The organism is Nonomuraea sp. NPDC001699, assembly GCF_053596455.1.
In genome coordinates, this window is sequence record NZ_JBSFGF010000009.1 from 315,804 (window position 1) to 336,887 (window position 21,084).

Sequence of the window (21,084 nt, forward strand, 5' to 3'; positions counted from 1 at the left end):
CGTTCTAGTCTGCTCGGATGCCGGCCGAACTCAGCCCCACCGCGCGGGCCCTGCGCGCCCTGGAGGTCCTTCAGCGGCGTCCGGGCGTGACGGCCGGCGAGCTGGCCGCGTCCCTGGGCGTGACCGAACGCGCCGCCCGCCGGTACGTCGGGATCCTGCGGGAGGCGGGCATCCCCGTCGAGTCGGCCAGAGGCCCCTACGGCGGCTACCGGCTCGGGCGCGGCACCAGACTGCCGCCGGTCGCCTTCACCGAGCCCGAGGCGCTCGGCCTGGTCATGGCGGTGCTCGACGGCCAGCCGGCCGCCGCCGACGCCGCCGACGCCGACGACCTGGTGGGCGCCGCCCTGTCCAAGGTCATCCGGGCCCTGCCGGAAGGCGTCGGACGGCAGGCCGCCGCGCTGCGCGAGCACGCCTCCGCCGCCCCCGACCGGTACGCGGCCCGTCCCGGCGTCGCCGTGACCAGCGCGCTCGTCGCCGCGTCCGCGGCCCGGCGGCGGGTGCGCATCACCTATCGCAGCGGGTCGGGCAAGGAGTGGGAGGCCGAGGTCGATCCCTGGGCGGTCGTCGTCCGGTACGGGCGCTGGTACCTGCTGTGCCACTCCCACCACGCCGGTGCGATCCGCACCTACCGGGTGGACCGCGTCCGAACCGTACGTCAGGGCACTCTCGGCTTCCGGCCGCCCGACGGCCTCGACCCGGTGGCGGCGCTGGAGGAGAACCTGGGCACCGGATGGGCGTACTCCACCCGCGTGGTCTTCGACGCGCCCCTGGCCGAGGTCGCGCCCTGGGTCCGCCCGCCCATGGGGCGGCTCGAACCGTACGGGGAGGGCTGCGTGCTGGTCGGGAGCACGGGCAACCCGGCCATGTACGCCCAGGAGTGGTTGCCGGCCGTGCCGTTCGCCTTCCGCGTCGAAGGCGGCCCCGAGCTGCGCGCGGCGGTCGCCACCCTGGCGGCCCGCCTCACCGCCGCGCTGTCCGGTTAACCCGTTCCGTCCTGCCCGGGTCAGCCCGCCTCCGGCCTATCCGGCCAACGCGCCTCCGGCCTGTCCGGTCAGCCCGCCCGCGACCGTCCGGCGTCGGCGGCCGCGGGCGCCGAGGATCAGGGCGGCCAGCACGGACGCCGCCGCCGAGGCCAGCAGGATCGCGCCCTTGGCCTGGGTCAGGTGCGCCGGGCCGGTATAGGAGAGCTCGGCGATCAGCAGCGAGACGGTGAACCCGATCCCGCCCAGGACGCCCACACCGGCGATGTCGCTCCAGCTCAGCCGCGGGTTGAGGTGGGCGCTGGTGAGGCGCGCGGTGAGCCACGCCGCGCCGACGATGCCCAGCGGCTTCCCCGCCACCAGCCCGGCCAGCACGCCCCAGGTCACGGTCCCCGCCCAGAAGCCGTCCGCCCCCGACAGGGAGATCCCGGCCGACAGCAGCGCGAACACCGGCAGCACCACCCCGGCGCAGAACGGCCGCAGCGCGTGCTCGGCGCGCTGGGAGGGCGGCTCCTGCTCGCCGGCGCGCGGCCGGGTGCGCATCAGCAGGCCCATCGCCACGCCGGCGATGGTCGCGTGCACCCCGCAGGCGTGCGTCAGCGCCCAGATCAGCACGGCGAGCGGCCCGTACAGCAGCCACGCGGGCAGCGCGCGGCGCACGGCGGTGACCGCGCGGCCCCGCCCGTGCTGCAGGTACGCCCACACGCACAGCCCGGCGGCGGCCCCGGCCAGGGCGGCGAGATTGAGGCCCGAGGTGTAGCCGACGGCGATGACGACGACCGCGCACACGTCGTCCACGGTCGCCAGCGTCAGCAGGAACGTCCGCAGCGGCGTGGGCAGGCCGCGGCCCACGACGGCCAGGACGGCGAGCGCGAAGGCGATGTCGGTGGCCATCGGCACGCCCCAGCCGTTGACCGCCTCTCCCGGCGCGGCGACGTTCACCGCCAGGAACAACAGCGCGGGGATCACCACACCGCCGAGCGCGGCCACGACGGGCAGCGCGGCGCGGCGCGGGTCGCGCAGCTCGCCGTGCACGAGCTCCTGCTTGAGCTCGTTGCCGACAATGAAGAAGAACACCGCCAGCAGCCCGTCGGCGGCCCACGCCTGCGCGCTCAGCCGCAGGTCCAGCCCGGACGGGCCGAACGACCACGTGCGCAGGGCCTCGTAGGAGTCGGCGAGAGGCGAGTTGGCCCAGGCCAGCGCGGCCAGGGCGGCGACGATGAGCAGCACGCCGCCGACCGCGTCGGAGCGGAGGGCGGTGATGATCCGCGACATGAAGGAAGAACTCCAGAACAATAAGAACAATTCGGGCCAACGACTACACCGCCCCCAGCCATGCGGAACCTTCACGCGACCTTCAGCCGCACGGCGAAGCCTCCGCACGGCGCAGCACTGCCGGCCGCTGTGCGGCGTTTCGCTTGATGGAGGGCTTGCAGGGCGCCGGGCGCAGCCTTTGCGTGGTGCGCGGCTTTCAGCGGTCTCCGGCTGTGCGGGCCGCCGCCTGGCGGAGGGCTCTCAGTGGGCCTGCGGCGGGCGGATGCCCGGGATCACGCCCCACGTGCTGACATAGCCGTTCGTGCCGACCGGACGGAACTCCAGCGGACGCAGCGGGCGGGCGTGCCACTCGCGGGCGAGGTGAAGGCAGGAGCGGAACTCACGCACCCTTGCCTCCCATTTGTCCGGCCCTACCCCCTACCACCCTACAAGTTCCCGCCGCCCCTTGAATCCGGTACCCAGGTACGGGGTTACCGTCATGACATGACCACAGGCCTCCTCCTTCACCAGGGTTCCCAGGACCGGACACCGTCCGCCCGCACGCGGCACACCGACGTCCTGGACGCTCTCCAGCCCAGAGCCGCCGGGCGGCACGCGTGAGCCCCGAGCCGGAGGAGCCGTACCTGCGCAGCGGGCAGGTCGCCGAGCAGGCCGGGGTCAACATCCAGACCCTGCGGTACTACGAGCGCCGCGGCCTGCTCGCCGAGCCGCGGCGCAGCCCGGGCGGGCACCGCGCTTACCCGCCCTCGACCGTCGCCCTGCTCACCGTGATCAAGGCCGCCCAGCGGCTCGGCTTCACCCTGGACGAGGTCGCCGCACTGATCGACACCGGCCGCCGCCACCCCACGCCCGACCTGCGCGCCCAGGCCCAGGCCAAGATCGACGAGATCGACGCGAAGATCGCGGACCTGACCACCGTCCGGGAGTCGCTGACCCAGGTGGTCGCCGCCGGCTGCGACAGCCTGACCGGCTGCACCTGCCCCGACTGCCCCCTCCCCGCCGCCGCCCTCGCGGATGCGATGTACTGACCGTCATGACGATGATCCGCTCACTGCTGCTGTTCGCCTTGGCCGCGCTCGCCGAGATCGGCGGCGCGTGGCTGATCTGGCAGGGTGTGCGCGAGCAACGCGGCCTGCTGTGGATCGGCGGCGGCGTCGTCGCCCTCGGCCTCTACGGCTTCGTCGCCACCCTCCAGCCGGACGCCAACTTCGGCCGCATCCTGGCCGCGTACGGCGGCGTCTTCGTCGCCGGGTCCCTGGTGTGGGGCATGGTCGCCGACGGCTTCCGCCCCGACCGCTGGGACGTCATCGGCGCCCTGATCTGCCTGGTCGGCGTCCTCGTCATCATGTACGCCCCTCGCACCTGACCCCCGTCCCGCACCCGGGCCGTCGCCCGAGACCGTGCCCAGCCCAGCCCGTCGCCCCCGGAGAGCCCGTGTTCGCCGGTGTGATGGCCGCCGCGCTCGCTGGTGCGGGCCTCCTGGGCCGATTTCACGACATCGGCGTCAGCGCCACCGTCTGACCGGCCCCGACGCGCCTGGAGGCGGCACCGGTGTCGATGCCGCCTCCAGACTCGCGCGCCCCCTGACGGCACCCCGGTCGGGGGCTACCGCCAGGAGGGTGTCCCTCAGTCGTCGTCGCCGTGGTCGTCGCCGTGGTCGCTGCCCTGGTCGCTGCCGTGGTCGTCGCCCTGGTCGTCGCTCTTGGCGCCGGCCTTGTCGCCACCGTGGTCGTCGTTCTGGTCGCCCGCCTGGTCCTCCGCCTTGTCGCCCGCCTGGTCGTCCTCGGCGTCGTCGTCGCTGTCGGCGGTCTGGGCGTTCTTCTGGTCGCCCTGCTGGGCGTCCGTGCGGTCGTCGGCGTGGTCGTCGGCGTCGTCCGTTTCCTCGGCGAGGACGGTGCCCTTGGTGGCGTCCACGGTGATCTCGTGCTCGATGCCGTCGGCGGCGTCGATGTCGATCTCCCAGACCTGGCCCTCGTCCTCGTTCTCCAGCTCGGCCGAGGTGACCTTGCCGCCCGGCACCTTCTCCAGCGCCGTCTTCTCGGCCTGCTCCTGGGGGACCGCCGGGGCGGGGGCCGACGTGGCGGCGGACGTGGGGCCGGATGTGGGGCCGGATGTGGGGGTGGAGGCGGTGGCGAAGGCCGTGCCGGCGCCCGCGGCGAGCACGGTGGCCGTGGCCAGTCCAGCGATGATCATAGGCTTGCGCATGCGGAAAACCCTCCGTTGCGTGGTCGTCGTCCTGACGCCTCCCACAGTGGCCGCCGGCACGATGGCGACGAACTGCGAGAACCCTAACGTCCGGTTAAGGCCCGCATCGGAGCCTCACGACCGCCACGCCCGGCTGAGATGGGCCTACTCGTAGCGGGCGCGGCGAGCGATCTTCTCGAACCCGAGACCCTGGAAGAGGGCGGCAGAGGCCGGGTTGTTGACGTTGACGTCCAGGAAGACCTGGACGGCCCCGCCGTCACGCATACGGCCGAGCGCCGCGACGGCCAGTGCCCGCGCCAGCCCGCGCCGCCGCCACCCGGGCACGGCGCCCACCTGGACCAGGAACTCGTCCGCGCACGTCACGAAGCCGACGGCGACGCCCGCTTCACGCGCCACCAGCGAGCACCCCGGCAGGAACCCGTCGTCCACCAGCCAGTCGACCCACTGCTCCCGCGACCACCCGGGAAAGCCGGGACGATCCGCGAAGGACGCCGCGTACGCCTGGTAGAAGGCCCCTTCGCTGTCCGGGGACCACTCCTCGACCGCCACCTCCGGCGGCATCGGCACGGACGGCAACGGCACGGTCAGGTCGCGCCGGAAGACGTCCTCGGCGAACGCCTGGCGGAACCCGCGCGCCAGGAACAGCGCGTGCGCCTGCGGGGTCAGCGACTCGGTCTCCAGCCGCCCGGCCCCCGGCTTCACGGCCAGCCGGTCGAGCAGGCCGGACCCGAGCCCGCGGCCGCGGTGGCCGGGGTCGACCAGGCCGGTCGCCGCCGTCGTCTCGCCCACCGGCCGCACCGCCCCGCAGGCCACCAGCTCGCCTTCCGCGAAGGCGCCCACCGCCGGGCCGCCGGTGTACCTGCGTTCCAGGAAGGACGGCGACGCGGTCGCCGGAAGCCCACCGTCGCGCGCCGCGCACCTGCCGGCCAGGGCGGCGATCGCCGGCAGGTGCGCGGCGGACAGCTCGGCCCATTCGATGGTGGTCACTGCGGTCTCCTTCGCCTACAGATGATCAAGTGTCCCATCGCGCCGGAGGTGACGGAGGGCCCGGGGGCACCCGGTCAGCCGGGCCCGGGGACGCAGTCGAGGATGACGTTGCCGAGCGGGGTGTGACGCACCTCCACCACGTCGAGCCCCGCCCTCTCGGCGAGCGCGGCGTAGTCGTCGACCGTTCGTTCCCGGCCGCCGCTGAGGACCAGCATGCGCAGGTTCATCTCGGCGAACATGGCCGGATCGTCGCCGGAGCCGCCCCGGGACTCGATCACCACGATCCGCCCGTGCGGCCCGGCCGCGTCGGCGCAGCGCCGCAGGACGCGTACGGCCTCGTCGTCGCTCCAGTCGTGGATCACGCGCCTGAGCACGTAGACGTCGCCGCCCTCGGGCAGCGGCTCGAAGAAGCTCTGCGGGGCGAACGCGCACCGCTCGTCCAGGCCGAGCCCGGTCAGGGACCGCCGGCCGCGTTCCAGCGTGTCCGGCAGGTCGACGAGCGTGGCCCGGAGCCCGGAGTGGGCCTTCAGGAGCTCGGCGATCAGGGCGCCGGTGCCGCCGCCGACGTCGATGACGTGCCGTACGCCGGACCAGTCGTACCCCTCGGCCACGTCGGTGAGGTCGCCGGCCCCGGCGGCCATGAGGGCGTCGAACGACTCGCCCACCTCCCGATGGGCGGCGAGATGGTTCCAGATCGGGACGCCGAACACGGTCTCCCACGCCGGTTCCCCGGTGCGGACGGTGTGCAGCAGGCCGGTGAACGCGACGTCCATCTGCCCGCCGAAGCCGTCCAGGTCGAGCCGGTCCCGCATCATGGAGGGGTGGCCGGAGGCCAGCAGCGCGGCGGGCTCGTTGACCGCGAACACGCCGGGTTCTCGTTCGGCGTAGACGCCGCGGCAGGCGAGGTGGCGCAGCAGCCGCCCCAGCGCGTCGGCGTCGGTGCCGGTACGGCGGGCCAGCTCCTCGACGGGCAGCTCGTCGCCGCCCATCAGATCGGTCAGGCGCAGGGTGGCCGCGACGCGTACGGCCATCGGGGTGACCATGTCCGTGACGGGGGCCAGCACCTCCCACGCCGCTTCCCACGCCGTCGGTCGGACGGTCTCGTCGCTGGTGCCTGTCACGGCCGCAGCCCCCTTCTCCCCAAAGGATCAAGGCTCGCCCGCAACCTACCACGCGATCACCCGCCCGGCCCCTCCCGCGAACAACCGGAAAATCCCGGGACGTCACCGACACGCCCACCCGAGGACCGACCCGCCGCAGTGATGGGTCAGCCCTCAGGGGGGCGGTCAGCCGAGGAGTTTGGAGAACAGGGCGCCGAGGCCGAAGCCGTCCAGGAGCGACTTCGGCCGGTCCTGCTCGGTGGTCGCCGCCGACAGGGGAACGTCCTCGGTGGCGCACGCCGACGGCCTGCCCACCAGGACGTCCAGCATCCTTCGGACGCCGAGCGCATCGAGCAGCGACACCTGGGACGAGTCGGCCGCGATCGGCATGCCGGTGTCGGAGGAGCGGATGGTCGAGGTGCCGTCGGTGACGCAGGACTCGGGCCGGTTCATCAGCGCTTCGAGCACCGCCGTGGCTCCCTCGGAGTCCATGAGGGACGTCGCCTCCGGATCGGCCGACCAGCCGACGTCCGAGAAGCCGACGTCCGACGAGCCGACGTCGGCGGAGTCCGCGGCAGAGGAGGTGGCGACCGAGGAAGTGGCTGCGGAGGTGGCTGCGGGGTCGGTGGCCGGCGGGGCGGCGGGCGGGGTGCACCTCAGGGCGTCGGCGACGAGCGCCTCCAGGATCCGCCTGGCCAGCGCGTCACTGTCCGCGCCGCTCGTGGCCGGCGCGACGTCGCCCGGGTCGCCGCCCGTCCCCGCCGGGCCGACGTCGCCCGGGTCGCCGCCCGTCCTGGCCGGTTGGACGTCCTCCTGCGCGTCCAGCAGGAACACGTAGTCGTCCACGTCCAGCAGGAGCGCGTCGAGGAGGCCCGGGAACTCGGCGGCCGCGGCGAACGACGTGTCCTCCGGGAGCGGCTGCGCCCCCGGCCGGTCCGCCGGACGGACGAGCCCTTGCAGGAACGTCCGCACCGCCGAGGTGTCGAGCAGGGCGCTCGCCCCGGCCGGGGAGCCACTGGCGACCTCGATCCGGGCGGCGACGCACGGCGCGGCGGCGGCGCTGCCGTCCTCGGCCGTCGCCGGTGCCACCGCCGTCAGCAGCCCCACCGTGGTCAGGCCGAAGACGGCGATCGTTCTCATGCACATGGGTGCCTCCCGGCGACGTTACGTGATCATCCGCAACGATCATTACCCATAGCAGTGGATCAACTACTCTATGATTGCTTCTAGCCCTCTTTACCCGCCGAAACCGGGTCACCGCCCATGCTCTACCGTCTGCTGAGCGAACGACCGTCGAGCGGAAGGACCCCCATGAGACACCTGAACGGCGTGGGCGCCGAGGAGCTGACCGAGCGGGTGCACGCCCTCCTCGCCGCCCCCAGGCCCTGGTCGGTCACCCAGGTCGGCGACCCCGTGCTGCGCCGGACGGCCGAGCCGTACGACGGCCAGCTCTCCGACGCCCTCCTGCGCGAGCTGCTGGACGCGATGTTCCGGCACCTGCCGGGCGTCGGCGTGGGCCTGGCCGCGCCGCAGGTCGGCATCCCGCTCGCGCTGGCGGTCATCGAGGACCCCGCCGAGCTGCCGCCCGACCTCGCCGCCGAGCGCGAGCGTGTCCCGCAGCCGCCTCTGGAGCTGGTCAACCCGGTCGTCACGCCCGTCGGATCCGGTTACCGGGCGTTCCACGAGGGGTGCCTCAGCGTGGAGGGGCTGACCGCCGTCGTCCCCCGGCACGCGCGGGTGCGGCTGTCGGCCCTGGACGGGGACGGCCGCCCGTACGAGACGGAGCTGTCCGGCTGGCCGGCGCGCATCGCCCAGCACGAGACCGACCACCTGAACGGCGCCCTCTACCTCGACCGCGCCGACACCCGCACGATCTCCACCACCGCCAACCACGAGCGTTTCTGGGCCCCCAGGCCCTGACGCCCGAGGCGGGGGTCACACGCTGCGGATCACCGAGACCACGATCCCCAGCACCACGGCCCGGTCGCCGTCGATGACGTCGTAGCGGGGGTTGCGCGGTTCGAGCCGGACGTGCCCGCCGCGCCGCCGGTAGACCTTCACGGTGGCCTCGCCGTCGATCATCGCAGCGACGATCTGCCCGGAGTGCGCCTCGGGCTGCTGCCGGACCACGACGATGTCGCCGTCGCAGATGGCCGCGTCGACCATCGAGTCGCCCCGCACCCGCAGGCCGAACACGGTGCCGCGGCCGGTGAGGTCGCGGGGCAGGGTCAGGGTGTCGTCGAGGTGCTCGTCGGCGAGGGTGGGGGCGCCCGCGGCGATGTCGCCGACCACGGGGACGCTCACCAGCTCGCCGGACGGCTCCGGCGACGGCGGCCGCAGGAACAGCCGCACGTCGATCGGGCGGGTCATCGTCGTGCCGCGGCTGAGGAAGCCCTTCTCCTCCAGGCTCCTCAGGTGTCTGGACACCGACGAGGGCGAGCGCAGCCCGACCGCCTGGCCGAGCTCGCGGGTGCTCGGCGGGTATCCGTGCCTGACCACCCAGTCGCGGATCGTGGCCAGGATGCGCTGCTGGCGTTGCGGCAGGGCCGAGAAGTTCAGGTACTCGAACGCGTCGTGGTCGTCGTAGGTGGTCACAGGGGAATGCTAGAGGGCGTCCGGGGGGCGGGTAATCGCGTTGCCCCCGCGCCGCGGGACGTGTCAGGGTCGTGACTTCCCGGCAGTCGTGACGATCTTGGTGGTGCGGCATGAGATATGCGGGGCCGACCCTCGCGTTCGGGTCCTCGGCGTGCTTCGCGTTCTCGGGGCCGATGGCCAGGTACCTCGTCGCGGCGGGGCTGACGCCGATCGAGGCCGTGTGGGCGCGGATGACGGCGGCGGGGCTCCTGCTGCTGGCCGTGCTGGCCGTGGTCAGGCCGGGCGCGTTGCGCATCCCGCGGTCCAGGTGGCCGTTCTTCGCCCTGTACGCGGTCATGGCGGTGGCCGGGGTGCAGTCGCTGTACTTCGCCGCGATCACCCGTCTGCCGGTGGGGGTCGCCCTGCTCCTGGTCTACGTGGCCCCGGTGATGGTGGCGGCCTGGGTGCGGCTGGTACGCAAGATCCGGCTCCCACGGGCGGCCTACGCCGGGGCGCTCGTCGCCCTGGCCGGCCTCGGGATCGTCGCCGAGGTGTGGCACGACCTCCGGCTGGACGCGCTCGGCCTGGCCCTGGGCCTGCTGGCCGCGGCGTGCTCCGCCGGATATTTCCTGATGAACGACAGCTTCGGGGACGACGTCGATCCGCTCGGGCTCGTCGCCTGGGGCATGGCGGGCGCGGCCCTGGTGCTGGTCCCGGTCGCCCGCCCGTGGGACCTGCGATGGGCGGCGTTCACGGAGTCGGCCACGCCCGCGCCCGGGGCCCTGACGCTGCCCGTGCCGCTGGCCTTCCTGTGGATGGTGGTGGTCGCCAGCGTGGTCGCCTACATCCTGGGAGTGAACGCGGTGCGGCGGCTGTCGGCCGCGGTGGGCGCCACGGTGGCGTCGCTGGAGGTCATCGGCGGGGCGGTGGCGGCCTGGGGGCTGCTCGGCGAGGGCCTGGACGGTTTCCAGATCGCCGGCGGCGTGATCGTGCTGTCCGGCGCGCTCCTCGCCCAGACCGCGACCCGCCGGCCCCCGACGACGGCCCAGGACGGCGACAAAGAGGTGACCTCCGGGGCAATGAAGTGCTGACACTACTGTAAGTAGTTAATCTACTACAGCGGGTATTTACGAGGGGAAGCAACGAGTGTCCCATCCCCGTCCCCGGAAAGGAGGTGGAGCGTTGCGTGTCCTGATCCAGCTCCGCCCCGCCCGTGAAACCGTCGAAGCCGTCCTCGACCCCGGCGTCACCGCCACGGTCGCCGACGTGGCAGGTGACCTGCCGGGAATCGTCCTGGACCAGGCGTTCGCCCCGCTGGCCCTGCCGCGTCCGCTGCCCGCCTCGCCCTCAGGCGGCCTGTCGTCGCTCAGCCGGCCGCTGGGCTTCTCCCTGTCGGCCGAGCACGCCAGCGTGCTCGTGCGCGGCGAGCTCTCCGACGACGACCTCACGTCCAGGCTGGCGCTGCTGTCGTCGTCCGTACGCGAGATCGTCGGCGTGTTCGCCGACCCCGCCATCCATCCCAACCTCACCTGCGCCGACACCGGCCCGGTCGGCGACTGGCACGACGTCGAACGGCTGCTGCACGCCTCCGACCTGCGCGCGGCCGGCTACGACGGCCACGGCGTCACCCTGGCGGTCGTGGACGGCGGCGTCAACGCCGACCACGTGAGCACCAAGCTCGGCCGTCAGGTCACCCTCGACGCCGGGCGCAGCTGGGCCCCGCCGGGCGTCACGCCCACGCCGGGGCGCTACCCGGTGGAGCACGGCAGCCTGTGCGCGTTCAACACCCAGATCGCCGCCCCGCGCTCGACGCTGCTCGACGTCGCCGTCCTGCAGAGCAGGAAGGGCACGGTCGAGGGCATGCTGTCCGACGCCGTGGCCGCCTACACCCATCTGCGCGGGCTCCTGGAGGCGATGCCGGCCGAGTCGCGCTCGCTGGTCGTCAGCAACAGCTGGGGCCTGTACAACCCGGAGCAGGACTTCCCGCCCGGCCACCCCGGCAACTACTCCGACAACCCGTCGCACCCGTTCAACGTCATGATCTCCAGCCTGGAGCACGCCGGGGCCGACATCGTGTTCGCAGCGGGCAACTGCGGACGCGACTGCCCGGCGGCGAGCTGCGGATACACCGACATCGTGGGCGGCAACGGCCATCCGAAGGTGGTCACGGTGGCCGGGGTCGACACCCACGGCGAGCGCGTCGGCTACTCCTCGCAGGGGCCGGCCCGGCTCGGCGACCACAAGCCCGACCTGGCCGCCTACACCCACTACACCGGCTCCGAGGCCAGTGGGCCCGGCACCCCCGACACCGGCACGTCCACCTCCTGCCCAGTCGTCGCCGGCGTCATCGCCGCCCTGCGCACCCGCCACCCGTCGACCAAGATCTCGCCCGCGCAGCTTCGCACGCTGCTCAACCGCACCGCCGAGGACCGCAGCACGGTCGGCTTCGACCATGACTACGGCTACGGCATCGTCAACCCCGCCGGCGTCCTGGCCGCGCTCCGCTCGCACCGCACCCGGGCCGCCTGACCCGCGACGGCGCCGCGCACCCGCCGACGGGACGGGTGCGCGGCGTCGCCGTCCGCCGGGGAGGGCCGGTGGACGAACCGGTGGAGGAAGAGGTCAGCCGTGGTTCCAGACCGAGGAGATCCGGTCGTTCCAGCCGCTGGGGACGAGGGTCGGGATGTCGGAGAAGGGGGCGACGAGGATGGAGCTGCCGCCGAAGTTGATGTGCTCGTAGTAGCGGACCGTGCAGTTCGTGCCGCCCATGGAGCTGATGACGTCGTTCCAGTCGTGCAGGTGCAGCGGGCCGTGGTAGACGTCGGTCAGGTCGTTCAGGCCCCGGCGGGCGGGGCACCAGAGCCAGTCGCCGGCGTACTCCACGTGCTCGAACATCTGCACCTCGCCCTGCGTGGCCGGGCGCGGGTCCCGCAGTTGCGCCGAGGCCCACAGGGCGCCGTTGAGCGCGGTGTCGTCGGTGAGCGCGGTCAGGCGCTCGGGGTGGTAGAGGTAGGTCAGCGGGCGGCCGTCGAAGCGCGTCAGGTCGGCCGGGTCGTGCTCGACGCCGTCCACGACCACCGCCATGGCGGGCGCGGGGTGGGTGACGGGCCGCGCGGGCGCGGGCTTGGGCCGGGTCAGTGCCCGGGCCGGGTCCATCGGCACGGGCTGGGCCGAGCGCGGCGCCCTGACCGCCTTGGCGACGAGCGCCTCCAGCGTGGTGATGCCGTGGTCGCGGAGGAGCGCCAGCACGTCGGCCTCCTCCAGGCCTCCGACGTGGTCGGAGAACTCCAGGAAGCGCTCGACCTGGCGGCGGGCGGGGGTTGAGATCTGGGTCACGGGTGCCTCCCCTGGTAGTGCTGCGTACTCCTTCATGGTCGGGTGGGGCGGCGGCCCGGACAGCCCCCCAGTGTTGGGGATGGCGTTCAGGTGGTGAAGGCGGCCATGAGCTCGTCGCGGCCGCTCGCACCGGTCTTGCGGAAGACCGCTTTGAGGTGGTCGTGCACGGTGTGTCCGGACAGGTCGAGCAGCCGGGCGATCTGCTTCGGCGCCGCTCCCCCGCACAGCAGGTCCAGGACGCCGCGCTCGCGTGGGGTGAGGGCGTACCAGTCGCAGAACGAGGGCAGCATCAACCCGCCCACGGCCGACTGGATCACCACGGCCACGTCGCCCGCGCCCTCCGCGTCCAGGGCCTGGGCCTCGACCGCGAGCCAGCGACCGTAGCGGGCGGCGGGGGCGCAGATGATCGGCCGGGCGGCGTCCGCGCCGCGCGCGTGCTCGGCGGCGTCGGCGGCCAGGGCGGTGACGAACGTGTCGGCGAGCCACGCGTGCACGCCGTGCCGGTCGGGGCGGCGCAGCCGGTCGAGCCACACCTGGGCCTGCGGCGTCACGGCGCGGATCGCGCGGTCGGGGCCGACGACGATCACCCCGGCGGGCAGGGCGGGCACGGTGGGGGCGAGCGGGGCGGCGGTGACGTACCCGCGCAGCACGGCCATCAGGGCGGGGGCGAGCAGCGTCGCCCGGCGCTGGTCGTCCTCGGTGAACGGCGGGGCGTCGCAGGCGCGTACCAGCCCGAGCAGGCCCCAGACGCCGCCGCGCGCGTCACGCAGCAGCAGCCGCAGCTCGCAGGAGGCGCCGCAGGCCGCGAACGCCCGCCGCGTTCCCTCCTCGGCCCCTGCCACCGCGACCGGCACCCGCAGCCGGGCCAGGGACGCGGGCCGGCAGGGGTCGCCGTGGACGCGGCGGTGGGCGAGCAGGGAGACGGCGAGCTCGCGTTCGTATTGATGCCAGAAGCTGAACGAGCCCTGCCCGAGCCCGGTCGCCGGGCTGGTGCCGACCAGGCGCAGCGCGTCGTGCCGGAGCAGCGGGGCGATGGCGGCGGACACGGCGGCGCCGAGGTGCTCGGCGGCGATGCCGCGGTCCATCAGGGTGCGCACCTCGTGGACCACGCGGTCCTGGCATGAGCTCACGCGGCCAGGTCAGCACACCACGGCGCCGCCGCACAAGCGCAGGGTAGTCAGGCGACTACGCATCCGTCACATCGCCGGACGGTCCGAGCCGTCGCAGTTCGTCCCGCGTCAGGGTCAGGGCCGCCGCCCGCGCCGACGCCCGGACCGACTCCGGACGGCTGGCGCCCGGAATGGGGACGACGTGCTCGGAGTGGGCCAGGTGCCAGGCCAGGCAGACCTGTTGCGGGGTGACGCCGCGTTCCTCGGCCACCTCGTGGAAGGGGGTGCGCGGCGGGGCGGCGCCGGGGCCGTCCAGGGAGCTGCGGGCGATGCCGCCGAGGGGGCTCCACGGCAGGAAGGCGATGCCGAGGCGGTCGCACAGCCGCAGTTCGGGGAGGCTGTCGCGGTGCCGGGGGCTGTAGCGGTTCTGGACCGAGACGAGGGAGTCGCCGAGGACGGCCCTGGCCTCGTGGATCTGCTCGCAGGTCACGTTGGAGACGCCGGCCGCGCGGATGAGCCCCGCGTCGAGGAGGTCGCGCAGCGCGCCCACCGACTCCGCCCACGGGACGGCCGGGTCCGGCTTGTGCAGCTGGTAGAGGCCGATCGCCTCGACGCCCAGGCGGCGCAGGGAGCCCTCGCAGGCGGCCCTGAGGTGGTCGGGACGGCCGTCGACCGTCCAGGCGCCGTCGCCGGGACGGCCGCGCCCGCCCTTGGTGGCGACCAGGACGCCGGAGGCGTCGCCGGGCCGGGCGGCCAGGGCCTCGGCGATGAGCTCCTCGTTGTGGCCGCGTTCGCCGGCGTGCCAGTGGTAGGAGTCGGCCGTGTCGATCAGGGTGACGCCCGCGTCCAGGGCGGCGTGCACGGTGGCGATCGCGCGGGCGCGGTCGGGGCGGTCCTCGACGGACAGCGGCATGGCGCCGAGGCCGACGGCGCTGACCTCGGCGGTTCCGATGCGGCGGGTGATCATGGTTGTTCGGCTTTCCGGGAGGAGGGCGGCTTCAGGAGGAGGTCGGTAGCGGGAGGAGGGCGGTGACGGCGTCCGGCAGCCACGTCGTGACGTCGGTGAACGGGAAGCCGAGCGCGGCGGCCCGGCCGTTGTCGAGGGCGTAGGAGCGGTCGAAGGAGAACGGCGAGGCCGGTTCGCCTCCGTCCACGACGCGGTAGGCGGGGACCGGCGAGCCGCTGACGGCGGCGATCTCCGCGCACAGGCCGGTGACGGTCGGCGAACCGTGGGAGGCGGCGTTGAGCGCGCCGGTGACGTCGGTCCCCGTGGCCGTCCAGCGCAGGAACGCGGCGATCTCCGTGTGGTGGACGAACGACGTCGGCGCCGGGTCGCGGTGCACGGCGACCGGCAGCCCGGCGCGTACGCGGTCCACGTAGTGGCGCAGGCGCCCGGTGAAGTCGGCGTCCCCGCCGCCCAGGACGTGGGCGCTGCGCACGGCGACGAACGGGAAGGCCGCGTCCCGGGCGAACACCGCCTCGGCCTGCCGCTTGCCCTCCGCGTACGCGCCCGCCTCGCCGAGCAGCCGGGACAGCTCGTCCGGCGACCCCCACGGCAGGCCCGGGTCCACCGGCCAGGACGCGGCCTCGACGACCGCCTCGCCGACCGGCGCCACGGCCGGCGGCCGGAGGGACGGCGAGGTGGCCGGGTCGTAGACCTCCATGGTGGAGGTCATCACGTACCGGGCGGCCCGCCCGGCGAACACGCGGCGGGCGACGTCGGCGTGCAGCGGCGTGTAGCAGACCTGGTCCACGACGGCGTCGAAGGTCCGCCCGGCCAGGGCGCGGGTGAGGGCCGCCGCGTCCGCCCGGTCGGCGACGACGTGCTCGGCGCCGGACGGCGGCGCGGCCGAGCCCCGGTTGACCACGGTCACGTGGTCGCCGCCGTCGAGCAGCAGGCGGATCAGGCGGCGGCCGAAGTAGCGGTTGCCGCCGATGACGCAGATCTGTCGCATGCCGCCAAGACTGGCCCGGACGGGGTCAGCAGTGGTAGTGGTGACTTTCCGGCCTCGTGTTAAGGAGAACTGTTGATCGACGCCCATCGGCTCAGGGTGCTGCGGGAGGTGGCCGCGCACGGCAGCTTCAACCGGGCGGCGGCCGCGCTGCTGCTCACGCCGTCCGCCGTCTCGCAGCAGATCGCCGCGCTGGAACGGCAGCTCGGCACCGCCGTCGTCACCCGCAGCACCCGTGGCGTGGCCCTCACCGAGCCGGGCCGGCTGCTGGTGGAGACGGCCGAGACGATCGCGGCCGAGCTGCGGCACGCCCGGGAGCGGATCGACGAGCTGGCCTCCGGGCGCGGACGGCTGACCGTGGCCACGTTCACCAGCGGGGGCCGCGCGCTGCTGCCCGGCGTGCTGGCGCGGTTCGTCGCCGCCCATCCGCAGGTCGAGACGAACGTGGTCGAGCGGGAGCCGGAGGACAGCCTGCCGCTGGTCCGGCGGGGCGAGGCGGACCTGGCCGTCGCCTACCACTTCGCCGGGCCGCTGCCGGTGCTGCCCGGCGACCGTACGGGGCTGAGCTGGACGCCGCTGGCCGAGGACCCGCTGTCGGTCGCGCTGCCGGCCGCCCATCCGCTGGCCGGGCGGGCGTCGCTGGACCTGACCGAGCTGGCCGAGCAGCCGTGGGTGATCGGCTGCTCCAAGACGGAGGCGTTCCTGCGCGGCTACGCGGCGGGGGCCGGGTTCGAGCTGCGGGTCAGCGGCTCCACCAGCGACTACCACCTGGCGCAGGCGCTCACGGCGGCCGGGCTCGGCGTCAGCCTGGTGCCGTCCATCTGCCTGGCGCGCGGGACGCCCGGCCTGGCCGTCGTGCCGCTGAACCCGCCGCGTCCCGTGCGCTACATCGGGGTCGCCACCGCCCGGCGGCGCGACCACCCGCTGGTGCCGACCCTGGTCGAGTGGCTGCGCGAAGAGGCCGCGACGCTGGGCTGACAGCGGACCGGTTCTGTCGGTCGGTGCTGGCACAGTGTTCCCGGGAAAGATCGCCGCACCGAACGGAGTGATGTCACATGAGCCGCCACGTCCAGGTCACCTTCGACGCCCACGATCCCAAGGCGCTGTCCACGTTCTGGCGCGACGCGCTGGGCTACGTCCATCCCGGCCCGCCCGGGGTGGAGCTGCCCGAGGGCGCCGACCCGCTGGCCGCGTGGGACGACTTCCTCGCCCGGGTCGGCGTCCCCGAGGAGGAGCGTGACACCAGGTCGGCCATCGAGGACCCCGACGGGCACGGCCCCCGGGTGTTCTTCCAGCGGGTGCCGGAGGGCAAGGCCGCCAAGAACCGCGTGCACCTCGACGTCCGGGCGGCTCCCGGGCTGCGCGGCGAGGAGCGCATGGCGGCGCTGGAGGCAGAGTGCGAGCGGCTGGTCGGGCTGGGCGCGACGCGGGTGCGGCGGCACGAGCCGGAGCCCCCGTTCGGCGGCGGTCACATCGTGATGACCGACCCCGAGGGCAACGAGTTCTGCCTCGACTAGCGCCGCCGCCCGTCCTTGTGGGACGAGGTGAGGTCAGTCGTCGGCGCACCTGCACGGCAGGGTCACCAGCATGCCCGCCTTGATGTGGGTCACCGTCTTCGAGCCCAGGCAGAAGCGGCAGCCGAGCTGCTCGGCGATCCACGGGTCGGACCACACCCTGTGCTCCCAGGCCGGCGGCGGCCCGCCGGGGGGCCTGCCGCCGCGCTCGGCGGGCTCGTCGGCGCCGCCCACCCGGCCGAGGCCGCCGCAGAACGTGCAGGTGAGGAACAGGTCCCCGAGCAGTATGCCGCGGGTGCCCTCACATTCGGGGCAGGTGATCGGGTCCGTCACCTACGGCCCGTCCCGCTGCACGACCTGCACGGCATCCAGGTGGACTGCTGCTCCGACTCGCCGTTCCGGTCGATCCACTCGCCGCCCGCGCCCATGCAGGTGCCGCAGATCGGGAGCTCTTCCCGCTCGCCGTCGTTCGCCATACTCCGGACGGTAGCCGAGCGTGCGCGGGCTGTCTGTCGCTTGACGGAGACGGTCGCGCCGCCTGCCGTCCGCGCGGAACGGGACGCGGAAAACCTTCGCCGGCGCCTGCGAAGATGGCCTCATGACCAAGCTGACCGGACCGCAGATCGCACAGGAGGGGCTGGCCGGGTGGGCGTACCTGCTCGGCGCCCTGCACACCCGCCTCCGCACCGGGACGTTCGCGGCCGGGCTCGCGCTCGTCGACGCCATCGGGGCGGTGGCCGAGGAGATGGACCACCATCCCGACCTCGACCTGCGGTACACCCATGTCGACGTCCGGCTGACCAGCCACGACACGGGCGGGGTCACCGGCCGCGACGTGCGGCTGGCGCGCGCGGTCTCGGCCCTGGCGGCCGAGGCGGGGGTCGGCCTGGACTCCGCGGCCGTCTCCGTGCTCGACCTCGGCCTCGACACCCCCGCCCGGGACTCGATCCGGCCGTTCTGGGCGGCGGTGCTGGCGATGGAGCCCGACGCGGGGGGCGGCCTGCGCGACCCGGCCGGCGCGCTGCCCACCGTGTGGTTCCAGCAGTCCGGCGACGAGGAGCCCCGGCAGCGCTGGCACCTCGACGTGTGGGTGGAACCCGCGCAGGTGCGTCCCCGGATCGACGCGGCGGTGGCGGCGGGCGGCCGGCTGGTCCACGAGGAGGAGGCGCCGCGGTTCTGGGTGCTGGCCGACCCCGAGGGCAACCACGCCTGCCTGTGCACGTGGCAGGAGCGCGACTGACCGGCGGGAACGGTCAGCGGGGCCCGTCCGGAAGCGCGGCGCGGGCCCGGACGATGAGCTCGCGGGTGAGCGGCAGGTCCCTCAGACGGACGTCCAGCACGTCCAGGGTGACGGCCAGGACGCGCACCGGCACGCCGCGCGCCGTCAGCACGTGCGCCATCCAGCCGGTGAAGGACGTGAACAGGCCGGGGTCGTTGACGTACGCGGCGGCCTTGAGGTAGTCGACGACGTACGCGACGTCCTCGGCGGTGTGCCCGGTCGGCTCCTGGCCCTCGGCGACGGGCGCGTGCTCGTCCAGCTCGTCCATGACGCCTCTGACCAGCTCCTGCGCCCGTTCGGTGAGCGCGGTGTACTCGGGGCCGGCCAGGTGCGGCCGCCGTCCGGCGCCCAGCCCCGTCATGGCCCGGCGCGGCGGCGGCCCGGCGTCGAGCAGGTCGGCGGCGGCCCGCGCGTCCGGCGCCCAGGCGTCGGCCCCGAGCAGGCGGGCGTAGCGGCCGTCGGGCCCGAAGGCGGCGCCACCGGCGAGCACGGGCGTGCCCGCCGCCTGGCAGGCGCTGATGGTGGCGTGCGCGGCGGGCAGCCGGGTGGCGATCGAGCCCGACAGCGCGACCGCGACCGGCGCGGTCCTGTGCACGTGCACGACCAGGTGCGCGGTGGGGACGTGCGCGCCCAGGTAGTCCACCTGCCAGCCGCGCAGCCGCAGCACCTCGGCCAGCAGCCGGGCCGGGAAGGTGTGCCACTCGCCGTCCACGCACGCCACGCTCAACCGCCCCCTGTCCGGCTCGGAACGGTGGCCGCGCACGGCCGGATCGTGGGCCAGCACGGCGAGCACCCGCTCGTGGACCGCGGTCGCCGTGTGCTCCTGGGCGACGGTGAGCCGGTTGGCCACCCAGTCCAGGCCCACGCGGGCCTGCGCGACGGCGACGACGTCGATGAGCAGGGTCTCCAGGGGCACGCCGGCGTCGAGGGCGGCCCGCGCGGCGTCGATCGCGGCGTACTCGTCGCCGGCCGTCGCCGCCGCCCGCAGCGTCTCGACGCAGCGCTCGATCTCGTTCTTCACGCCGGAGGACCGCCGTCCGGGCCGTCGGGCGGGCCGTCGGGCGCCTCGCGCGGCGCGCCGATGGCGACGATGGCGATGTCGTCGCGCTCCCGCTCGCCCGCCCACTGCGAGGCGAGCATCTGGACGCGTTCGGCCAGGGCCGCGGCCGGCATGCCGGCGCACTGCCGCAGTTCCTCCCGCAGCCGGTCGTCGCCGAACAGCTCGTCGCCCAGCGGGCCGCCCCTGGCCTCGATGACGCCGTCGCTGTAGAGCAGGCAGGTCTCGCCGGGGTCCAGGAGCACCGTCTCGGTCACGCTGGTGACCTCCTCCAGCAGGCCGATCAGGGTGCCGCGGGTGAGGGCGTCCTCGACCCGGCCGTCGTTGCGCACGATCATCGGCGGCGGATGCCCGGCGCTGGTCAGCCGCAGCTCCAGCCGCGGGCCGCGGCGCCCGACCCCGGCCAGCACGAGCGTGACGTACCGCGGGCTGGACTCGGCGAGCAGCACCTCGTTGAGCCGTTCCAGCACGCGCTGGTGGTCGTCGGCCAGCGGCAGCAGGGCGCGCAGCGTGTTGCGGATCTTGCCGGTGAGCACGGCGGCCTCCAGCCCCTTGCCGGAGACGTCGCCGAGGACCACCAGCGCCGTCCCGCCGGAACCGGCGACCGGGTGCACGTCGTAGAAGTCGCCGCCGACCAGCGCGCCGTGGCCCGCCGCCCGGTAGCGGGCCGCCACGTCGGCGACGTCCAGGTACGGCGTCATCGGCGGCAGCAGGTCGGCCATCAGCGTCTCGGTGACGGCCCCCTGCTCGGCGTACACGCGGGCGATGGAGATCGCCGTGCCGGCGCGGGCCACGAACAGCCGCGCGAACACCTCCTCGGCCGGGGAGAAGCCGGTCGAGCCGCGCAGCAGGATCAGCGCGCCGGCGGGCAGGCCGTAGCCGGGCAGCGAGATCACCACCACCGAACGGATCCCGTCGTGCCCCTCGCCCAGCACCCAGCCGGGCGCCCGCTCGGGGTCGACCCAGCGGGCGGGCACCGGCGGGAAGGCCCGCAGCGCCTCGGCCAGGCCCGGCAGGTCCCGCGGATCGAGGTCCAGGTTCCTGCGCACGGCCTCGCCGCCGGCGTCGTGGTAGGCGACCTCGTACCGGCGGCCCAGCGGCACGACGACCCGGGCGGCCTCGGCGAGGTGCGTCACGGCCAGGCGGGCGACCGCCTCCAGGCAGCGGTCGAGGTTGAGCGAGGACAGCAGCTCGGTGGCGGCCGCCACCATGGACGCGGCCGAGTCCCGCTCGGCCCGCAGCACCTCCATGGCGTGCTCCCGTTCGGTGACGTCGACCAGCCACCAGGTGACGCGGTCGCGGCCGGCGTGCACGGGATGAGCTTCGAACACCCGCTCCCCGACCGGCCCCCGGACGGGCCGGGGCTCGCCCTCGGCGTCGGGCGTGCTTCCGGCGCCGGGCGGGGCGGCCAGGCGGGCGCAGAGTTCGTGGTGGGCGCGGGCAAGCCATTCCGGCCCGATCATTGCCGCGCCGCCCAGCAGCGACCGGGCGGCGGCGTTCGCCCGCTCGACGGCGCCCGAGGCGTCGGCGACCAGCATCGGGTACGGCGTGTCCTCCCCCAGCATGCCGATCGCGCCCCGTTCGTGATCACCTACGTGACTGTCACTCTACTGACGTGACCTGCACGGCTTTCCCGATGCCGAATCGTTTTTGTCGCATTTTTAGCCGCAGCGCCCCGGCGCGACACGATCCCCGTCCCGGCTCCGGACGCGTTTG

At 74.4% G+C, this 21,084-nt stretch carries 24 protein-coding genes; 9 read left to right on the forward strand and 15 right to left on the reverse strand.

What is annotated here, in order from left to right; all coding sequences use genetic code 11:
* Positions 1–17: 17 nt before the first annotated feature.
* Positions 18–983: a helix-turn-helix transcriptional regulator gene (locus ACWCSU_RS27925; protein ID WP_449938774.1), complete on the forward strand. Its 966-nt coding sequence runs from the start codon at positions 18–20 to the stop codon at positions 981–983.
* A gap of 36 nt (positions 984–1,019) precedes the next feature.
* Here the strand turns inward: ACWCSU_RS27925 and nhaA are convergent, their stop codons facing one another.
* Positions 1,020–2,255, reverse strand: coding sequence for a Na+/H+ antiporter NhaA (nhaA, locus tag ACWCSU_RS27930; protein ID WP_449938777.1), 1,236 nt, complete (start codon positions 2,253–2,255; stop codon positions 1,020–1,022).
* A gap of 240 nt (positions 2,256–2,495) precedes the next feature.
* Entirely contained in the window at positions 2,496–2,642 is a 147-nt protein-coding gene (locus ACWCSU_RS27935; protein WP_357695474.1) for a hypothetical protein, read from the reverse strand.
* A gap of 209 nt (positions 2,643–2,851) precedes the next feature.
* On the opposite strand from ACWCSU_RS27935, the gene ACWCSU_RS27940 reads away from it, so the two are divergent.
* Together ACWCSU_RS27940 and ACWCSU_RS27945 are read left to right on the forward strand one after the other, a co-directional pair.
* Positions 2,852–3,283 carry a MerR family transcriptional regulator gene (locus ACWCSU_RS27940; protein ID WP_449938779.1) on the forward strand — a complete coding sequence of 144 codons (432 nt, stop codon included), beginning with the start codon at positions 2,852–2,854 and terminating at the stop codon, positions 3,281–3,283.
* Between the two features lie 5 nt (positions 3,284–3,288).
* The gene (locus ACWCSU_RS27945; RefSeq protein WP_357695470.1) at positions 3,289–3,621 is read left to right on the forward strand and encodes a YnfA family protein; all 333 of its coding nucleotides are present in this window, start codon (positions 3,289–3,291) and stop codon (positions 3,619–3,621) included.
* Positions 3,622–3,881: 260 nt separating this feature from the next.
* On the opposite strand, the gene ACWCSU_RS27950 is transcribed toward ACWCSU_RS27945, so the two are convergent.
* The 4 genes from ACWCSU_RS27950 to ACWCSU_RS27965 all read right to left on the reverse strand — a co-directional run bounded on the left by ACWCSU_RS27950 (position 3,882) and on the right by ACWCSU_RS27965 (position 7,687).
* Positions 3,882–4,460 carry a PepSY domain-containing protein gene (locus ACWCSU_RS27950; protein WP_449938781.1) on the reverse strand — a complete coding sequence of 193 codons (579 nt, stop codon included), beginning with the start codon at positions 4,458–4,460 and terminating at the stop codon, positions 3,882–3,884.
* A gap of 144 nt (positions 4,461–4,604) precedes the next feature.
* Positions 4,605–5,447 carry a GNAT family N-acetyltransferase gene (locus ACWCSU_RS27955; protein ID WP_449938783.1) on the reverse strand — a complete coding sequence of 281 codons (843 nt, stop codon included), beginning with the start codon at positions 5,445–5,447 and terminating at the stop codon, positions 4,605–4,607.
* 74 nt (positions 5,448–5,521) lie between these two features.
* Positions 5,522–6,568: a methyltransferase gene (locus tag ACWCSU_RS27960; RefSeq protein WP_449938786.1), complete on the reverse strand. Its 1,047-nt coding sequence runs from the start codon at positions 6,566–6,568 to the stop codon at positions 5,522–5,524.
* 165 nt (positions 6,569–6,733) lie between these two features.
* Positions 6,734–7,687: a hypothetical protein gene (locus ACWCSU_RS27965; RefSeq protein ID WP_449938788.1), complete on the reverse strand. Its 954-nt coding sequence runs from the start codon at positions 7,685–7,687 to the stop codon at positions 6,734–6,736.
* A 171-nt stretch (positions 7,688–7,858) separates the two neighbouring features.
* Between ACWCSU_RS27965 and ACWCSU_RS27970 the strand changes: the two genes are divergently transcribed.
* Positions 7,859–8,467 (forward strand): peptide deformylase, encoded by a 609-nt coding sequence (locus ACWCSU_RS27970; protein WP_357695460.1) that lies wholly within the window; start codon positions 7,859–7,861, stop codon positions 8,465–8,467.
* Positions 8,468–8,482: 15 nt separating this feature from the next.
* Here the strand turns inward: ACWCSU_RS27970 and lexA are convergent, their stop codons facing one another.
* A complete protein-coding gene (lexA, locus tag ACWCSU_RS27975; RefSeq protein ID WP_449938790.1) occupies positions 8,483–9,142 on the reverse strand; it encodes a transcriptional repressor LexA in 660 nt (219 codons plus the stop codon).
* 110 nt (positions 9,143–9,252) lie between these two features.
* Here lexA and ACWCSU_RS27980 point away from each other — a divergent pair, with 110 nt between their 5' ends.
* The gene (locus tag ACWCSU_RS27980; protein WP_449938793.1) at positions 9,253–10,212 is read left to right on the forward strand and encodes an EamA family transporter; all 960 of its coding nucleotides are present in this window, start codon (positions 9,253–9,255) and stop codon (positions 10,210–10,212) included.
* Positions 10,213–10,303: 91 nt separating this feature from the next.
* Entirely contained in the window at positions 10,304–11,650 is a 1,347-nt protein-coding gene (locus tag ACWCSU_RS27985) for a S8 family peptidase (protein WP_449938796.1), read from the forward strand.
* A gap of 93 nt (positions 11,651–11,743) precedes the next feature.
* Here ACWCSU_RS27985 and ACWCSU_RS27990 read toward each other — a convergent pair whose 3' ends face one another.
* The 4 genes from ACWCSU_RS27990 to ACWCSU_RS28005 form a co-directional block, all read right to left on the reverse strand.
* Positions 11,744–12,457, reverse strand: a complete 714-nt coding sequence (locus ACWCSU_RS27990) for a hypothetical protein (protein ID WP_357695452.1) — start codon at positions 12,455–12,457, stop codon at positions 11,744–11,746.
* An 86-nt stretch (positions 12,458–12,543) separates the two neighbouring features.
* Complete coding sequence (locus ACWCSU_RS27995) at positions 12,544–13,587, reverse strand: helix-turn-helix transcriptional regulator (RefSeq protein WP_449938798.1); 1,044 nt, start codon at positions 13,585–13,587, stop codon at positions 12,544–12,546.
* Positions 13,588–13,642: 55 nt separating this feature from the next.
* Complete coding sequence (locus tag ACWCSU_RS28000) at positions 13,643–14,533, reverse strand: aldo/keto reductase (RefSeq protein ID WP_449938800.1); 891 nt, start codon at positions 14,531–14,533, stop codon at positions 13,643–13,645.
* A 31-nt stretch (positions 14,534–14,564) separates the two neighbouring features.
* Complete coding sequence (locus tag ACWCSU_RS28005; protein ID WP_449938801.1) at positions 14,565–15,521, reverse strand: NAD-dependent epimerase/dehydratase family protein; 957 nt, start codon at positions 15,519–15,521, stop codon at positions 14,565–14,567.
* Between the two features lie 72 nt (positions 15,522–15,593).
* Between ACWCSU_RS28005 and ACWCSU_RS28010 the strand changes: the two genes are divergently transcribed.
* Entirely contained in the window at positions 15,594–16,496 is a 903-nt protein-coding gene (locus tag ACWCSU_RS28010) for a LysR family transcriptional regulator (RefSeq protein ID WP_449938804.1), read from the forward strand.
* A 77-nt stretch (positions 16,497–16,573) separates the two neighbouring features.
* Positions 16,574–17,035: a VOC family protein gene (locus ACWCSU_RS28015; RefSeq protein ID WP_357695442.1), complete on the forward strand. Its 462-nt coding sequence runs from the start codon at positions 16,574–16,576 to the stop codon at positions 17,033–17,035.
* Between the two features lie 33 nt (positions 17,036–17,068).
* Here ACWCSU_RS28015 and ACWCSU_RS28020 read toward each other — a convergent pair whose 3' ends face one another.
* Entirely contained in the window at positions 17,069–17,365 is a 297-nt protein-coding gene (locus tag ACWCSU_RS28020; RefSeq protein WP_357695440.1) for a hypothetical protein, read from the reverse strand.
* Positions 17,362–17,508 (reverse strand): hypothetical protein, encoded by a 147-nt coding sequence (locus ACWCSU_RS28025; protein WP_449938807.1) that lies wholly within the window; start codon positions 17,506–17,508, stop codon positions 17,362–17,364. The genes ACWCSU_RS28020 and ACWCSU_RS28025 overlap by 4 nt, the downstream gene beginning before the upstream one ends.
* Positions 17,509–17,630: 122 nt before the next feature.
* Between ACWCSU_RS28025 and ACWCSU_RS28030 the strand changes: the two genes are divergently transcribed.
* Positions 17,631–18,272 carry a 4a-hydroxytetrahydrobiopterin dehydratase gene (locus tag ACWCSU_RS28030; protein ID WP_449938809.1) on the forward strand — a complete coding sequence of 214 codons (642 nt, stop codon included), beginning with the start codon at positions 17,631–17,633 and terminating at the stop codon, positions 18,270–18,272.
* A 13-nt stretch (positions 18,273–18,285) separates the two neighbouring features.
* Here ACWCSU_RS28030 and ACWCSU_RS28035 read toward each other — a convergent pair whose 3' ends face one another.
* Entirely contained in the window at positions 18,286–19,332 is a 1,047-nt protein-coding gene (locus ACWCSU_RS28035; protein ID WP_449938810.1) for a cobalamin B12-binding domain-containing protein, read from the reverse strand.
* Positions 19,329–20,933: a PP2C family protein-serine/threonine phosphatase gene (locus ACWCSU_RS28040; RefSeq protein ID WP_449938813.1), complete on the reverse strand. Its 1,605-nt coding sequence runs from the start codon at positions 20,931–20,933 to the stop codon at positions 19,329–19,331. Before ACWCSU_RS28040 ends, ACWCSU_RS28035 begins: the two co-directional genes overlap by 4 nt.
* Between the last annotated feature and the right edge of the window lie 151 nt (positions 20,934–21,084).

Excerpts from the sequence above, each read along its gene's own strand:
- ACWCSU_RS27925 (WP_449938774.1), top strand. The coding sequence starts at position 18 with ATGCCGGCCGAACTCAGCCCCACCGCGCGGGCCCTGCGCGCCCTGGAG.
- nhaA (WP_449938777.1), bottom strand. The coding sequence starts at position 2,255 with ATGTCGCGGATCATCACCGCCCTCCGCTCCGACGCGGTCGGCGGCGTG.
- ACWCSU_RS27945 (WP_357695470.1), top strand. The coding sequence starts at position 3,289 with ATGACGATGATCCGCTCACTGCTGCTGTTCGCCTTGGCCGCGCTCGCC.
- ACWCSU_RS27950 (WP_449938781.1), bottom strand. The coding sequence starts at position 4,460 with ATGCGCAAGCCTATGATCATCGCTGGACTGGCCACGGCCACCGTGCTC.
- ACWCSU_RS27965 (WP_449938788.1), bottom strand. The coding sequence starts at position 7,687 with ATGAGAACGATCGCCGTCTTCGGCCTGACCACGGTGGGGCTGCTGACG.
- ACWCSU_RS27970 (WP_357695460.1), top strand. The coding sequence starts at position 7,859 with ATGAGACACCTGAACGGCGTGGGCGCCGAGGAGCTGACCGAGCGGGTG.
- ACWCSU_RS27980 (WP_449938793.1), top strand. The coding sequence starts at position 9,253 with ATGAGATATGCGGGGCCGACCCTCGCGTTCGGGTCCTCGGCGTGCTTC.
- ACWCSU_RS28000 (WP_449938800.1), bottom strand. The coding sequence starts at position 14,533 with ATGATCACCCGCCGCATCGGAACCGCCGAGGTCAGCGCCGTCGGCCTC.
- ACWCSU_RS28005 (WP_449938801.1), bottom strand. The coding sequence starts at position 15,521 with ATGCGACAGATCTGCGTCATCGGCGGCAACCGCTACTTCGGCCGCCGC.
- ACWCSU_RS28015 (WP_357695442.1), top strand. The coding sequence starts at position 16,574 with ATGAGCCGCCACGTCCAGGTCACCTTCGACGCCCACGATCCCAAGGCG.
- ACWCSU_RS28025 (WP_449938807.1), bottom strand. The coding sequence starts at position 17,508 with ATGGCGAACGACGGCGAGCGGGAAGAGCTCCCGATCTGCGGCACCTGC.
- ACWCSU_RS28030 (WP_449938809.1), top strand. The coding sequence starts at position 17,631 with ATGACCAAGCTGACCGGACCGCAGATCGCACAGGAGGGGCTGGCCGGG.
- ACWCSU_RS28040 (WP_449938813.1), bottom strand. The coding sequence starts at position 20,933 with ATGCTGGGGGAGGACACGCCGTACCCGATGCTGGTCGCCGACGCCTCG.